This window comes from Thiohalocapsa sp. (assembly GCF_019695415.1).
Lineage (GTDB): Bacteria > Pseudomonadota > Gammaproteobacteria > Chromatiales > Chromatiaceae > Thiohalocapsa.
The window spans coordinates 1-3,260 of sequence record NZ_JAIFKJ010000291.1; the positions used below are offsets into that span (position 1 = coordinate 1).

Annotated in this window: 5 protein-coding genes and 1 pseudogene; 5 read left to right on the top strand and 1 reads right to left on the bottom strand. The window is 67.5% G+C overall.

The genetic code is table 11. The annotated features are described in order from the left end of the window. Window positions 1-304 precede the first annotated feature (304 nt). On the bottom strand, window positions 305-1,261 hold the full coding sequence (locus I6U14_RS08435) for a glutaminyl-peptide cyclotransferase (protein ID WP_367115646.1): 957 nt from the start codon (window positions 1,259-1,261) through the stop codon (window positions 305-307). A 206-nt stretch (window positions 1,262-1,467) separates the two neighbouring features. Here I6U14_RS08435 and I6U14_RS08440 point away from each other — a divergent pair, with 206 nt between their 5' ends. The 5 genes and pseudogenes from I6U14_RS08440 to I6U14_RS08460 form a co-directional block, all read left to right on the top strand. Then, a complete protein-coding gene (locus tag I6U14_RS08440; protein WP_296898440.1) occupies window positions 1,468-2,034 on the top strand; it encodes a Na+/H+ antiporter subunit E in 567 nt (188 codons plus the stop codon). Continuing rightward, window positions 2,031-2,315: a monovalent cation/H+ antiporter complex subunit F gene (locus I6U14_RS08445; RefSeq protein WP_296898441.1), complete on the top strand. Its 285-nt coding sequence runs from the start codon at window positions 2,031-2,033 to the stop codon at window positions 2,313-2,315. Before I6U14_RS08440 ends, I6U14_RS08445 begins: the two co-directional genes overlap by 4 nt. Continuing rightward, window positions 2,302-2,598, top strand: coding sequence for a monovalent cation/H(+) antiporter subunit G (gene mnhG, locus I6U14_RS08450; RefSeq protein ID WP_296898442.1), 297 nt, complete (start codon window positions 2,302-2,304; stop codon window positions 2,596-2,598). The genes I6U14_RS08445 and mnhG overlap by 14 nt, the downstream gene beginning before the upstream one ends. Next, a complete protein-coding gene (locus I6U14_RS08455; protein ID WP_296898443.1) occupies window positions 2,586-2,885 on the top strand; it encodes a DUF4040 domain-containing protein in 300 nt (99 codons plus the stop codon). Before mnhG ends, I6U14_RS08455 begins: the two co-directional genes overlap by 13 nt. Beyond that, window positions 2,882-3,260, top strand: a pseudogene (locus I6U14_RS08460) (sodium:proton antiporter); the annotation flags it as partial. The gene I6U14_RS08455 and the pseudogene I6U14_RS08460, both read left to right, overlap by 4 nt.

Consider the following 3,260-nt stretch of genomic DNA (forward strand, 5'->3'; position numbering starts at 1 on the left):
CCGCCTCCAGGCGGCGGAGGTCCGCAGGCGTGTCGATGGTGGAGAGGAGAGGGTAGAGGTCCACATCGGACTGGCGACTATGCGTCGAGGCTGAATCTAGCATCGTGGTGTCGGCGGCTGTGGAGGGCTGAAGCCGCCAGATTCTAGCGGAAGCCGGGTGGTCACCGTCAGGGATTCGGCCAGACCAGCACCGGCAACCTCCCCAGCAGGGACCATGACCCGGAGGGCAAGACGAGCGGGCGCGGGTTGGACGCGACCAGGCTGCATCGGCAGTCGGGGCCCGGGCTCCGCGGAATAGCCGCGGTCAGTTCGCACCGTCTTCAGGCGCCGGCAGAAGACCGGGCACCGCGATCCAATACAGCCGCGGCCAATGTTTGCCGGTAACCAGCAATCGGCTCTGCTTGCTGTCGTACGCGATGCCGTTCAGCACCGCCTCTCGATGCGGCCGCTCCGAGCGCGGCCAGAGTCCGGTGAGATCCACATACCCCAGCACACGCCCGTCAGCTGGGTCGATACGCACCAGCCGATCCTGATGCCATATATTGGCCCAGATCTCTTCTCGCGTGCTCACCACTTCATTTGGCTCTGCGCCGGCCATCACGGGCTTGACCGGCACGGGGACAAGCTCCAGCTCGTTCAGGCGCGACACCACCTGTGCACCGTCGCGCGCCTCTACCCTGCGCACCTCGGCGCCAGAGACCGGATCCAAAAAGCGCAGTGCCGCACTGCCGTCGCTCACGATCCAGTGCGTGCCGTCATGCGTCAGCCCCCAGCCCTCGCCGGCAAGTGGCAGCTCGCTCAGCGGCGAGAACGTGGAGCGCTCATAACGCAGCACCCGCCCCGCACGCCAAGTGAGCTGCACCAGCTCGCCACCCCACACCGTGAGCCCTTCGCCGAAGAGCCGATCCGGCAGCGCGCGCTGCTGGATGACACGGCCCGTGGTCAAGTCGACACGCCGAAGGCTCGACGCGCCATAGCCGCCAGTGGACTCATACAAGGTACCATCCACCACTACCAAACCCTGGGTGAAGGCTCGGGGGTCATGAGGCCAGTTCGCGATGACCCTGAAGCCGTGCACCGGCGGTGGCAGTGCCGCGACAGATGCCCCCCCAATCGCAACAAGCAACGTGCAGATGAAACAGAACAACGAAAAACGCACCGGCTCACTCCCCTGCGCTCGCGCCTTGACCTTGACGCGGTCAGCACGACGGCTTCCGGCATGTCTGGCATGGCGCATTGGGCACATTGCGGACGAGACCATGTTTACCGTCTTGTTTTCAACTCCCGCACCACCGCATCGAGCCAGTCCGGCGAGTTCCGAGACGCGGGTAGGGGTAGCGCCAACATGGCGCTGGACACCCGGACGCGAGGTTCTCAAGCTATGCGCTGCGCGGGCTGTGCGCGCCCGAGAGGTCGTTGCCAGGAGGTAGAGATGATCAATGCAACATTGCGCGCCCGGAACACCGCGTGCCGGCGGGCGACATGATCTCGCAGTTGGCAGGGCTGCTGGGCCGGTTCACGCTGTTCTTGGGTATCTGGTGGCTGCTGACGGACGGCCGCCAAGCGGGGCTGATGTTCGGCGGGGGTATTGCGGCCGCAGCGGCGATGTTGCCGCTTGCCATTGCTGAGCCACGGGACGCGGGCAAGCCGCGCGCGCTGCTGCCGACGGTGCTACGGGGTCTGGTGCTGCTGCCGTTCTTTCTTTGGCAGTCGCTCTACGGCGGCATCGACGTGGCGGTGCGGGCGCTCAAGCCGCGCATGCCGCTTGCGCCATCGGTGTTCGACTATCGCCTACGGTTGCCGCCGGGCCCGGCACCGGTGATGCTGGCGAGCCTGGTGAGCCTGATGCCGGGCACGCTGGCGACGGTGAGCGGCGCGCGGCTTCGGGTGCACGTGCTCGACGCCACGCGGAATTATCAGGACGAGCTGGAGCTGCTGGAGGCGCAGGTCGCGTGGATCTTCGATGTCGCGCTTCAAGCGCCGCAGGCACCGGCACCCAACGTCTGGCAGCACAGCACAGAGCAAGACGTATGACCACGCTCTATCTCGCACTGACGCTCTTTCTGCTGCTGACGCTGGCCGCGGGCTTCTGGCGGGTTCGCCATGGGCCCACAGCGGCGGATCGCATGCTGGCCGCGCAGCTCTTTGGCACGACATCCGCCGCGATCCTCTTGCTGCTGGCAGAGGCGCTCGAGCTACCCGCACTGCGTGACGTCGCCTTGGTGCTGGCGCTGCTGGCGGTCATCGCCGTCATCGCTTTTACCGCCAGCGTCAAGACCGCGACGCCTGATCAGGACAGCCGTGATGATCGTTAGCCTGTCCATTGCGCTGCTGCTCGCAGGGGTGGGTTTCTTCTTTGCCGGCACAGTCGGGCTGCTGCGCTTTCCCGATGTCTACACCCGCCTGCATGCCCTCACCAAGGCGGACAATCTGGGCCTGGGACTGATCGTGCTCGGGCTCATGCTGCGGGCGGAGACCGGGGCTGCCGCGGGCAAGCTGCTGGTGATCTGGCTCCTGGTGCTCACGGCGTCCGGCGCTGCAAGCCAACTGGTGGCGAGCTGGGCCAGGGCTCGGCGGATCAGACCATGGCAGGGCTGATCCTCGCCTGGGCGCTGGACGGCGTACTCGCGCTGCTCCTGCTTTGGCTGGCCTGGCGCGCGCTATCCACGCCCGCGCTGTTTCGGGCGGTGGTGCTCTTCATCGCCTTCGGGCTGGTCCTAGCGCTGGTGTGGGCACGGCTCTACGCCGTGGACGTGGCACTCGCCGAGATGGCCATCGGGGCTGGCGTCACCGGCGCCCTGCTGTTGGCCGCGCTGGTGCGCCTGGAGCCGCCCATTGGACGCGGGCGCGAGCATCGCCAAGACGCGGAGGGGGACGAGGTATGACAGTGCGTCAGGAGTCAGATCAGCATGCGCGGGCTAGGGCGCAGCAGCAGGCCGGCCCCACCGCCTCTGCGCGCGCGGTGGAAGCGCTGCCGCCCGCCGCGCGGGTGCTGCTGACGCTGGCGCTGCTAGCGGTCTTTGGTGGACTTGCGCTGGCGGTGCTGTCGTTGTCAGAGCCGGCACCGGGGCTGGCGGCCGCCGTCGCCGAGCGCATCGACGAAAGCGGCGTCTCCCACCCGGTGACCGCCGTACTGCTGAATTTCCGTGGCTACGACACCCTGCTGGAGCTGGTGGTCCTGGTGCTCGCAGTAATGGGCGCCTGGTCCGTCGGCCGGGCGCGGGCTTGTGCCGGCAATGCGCCGGGCCGACGGACCAGGC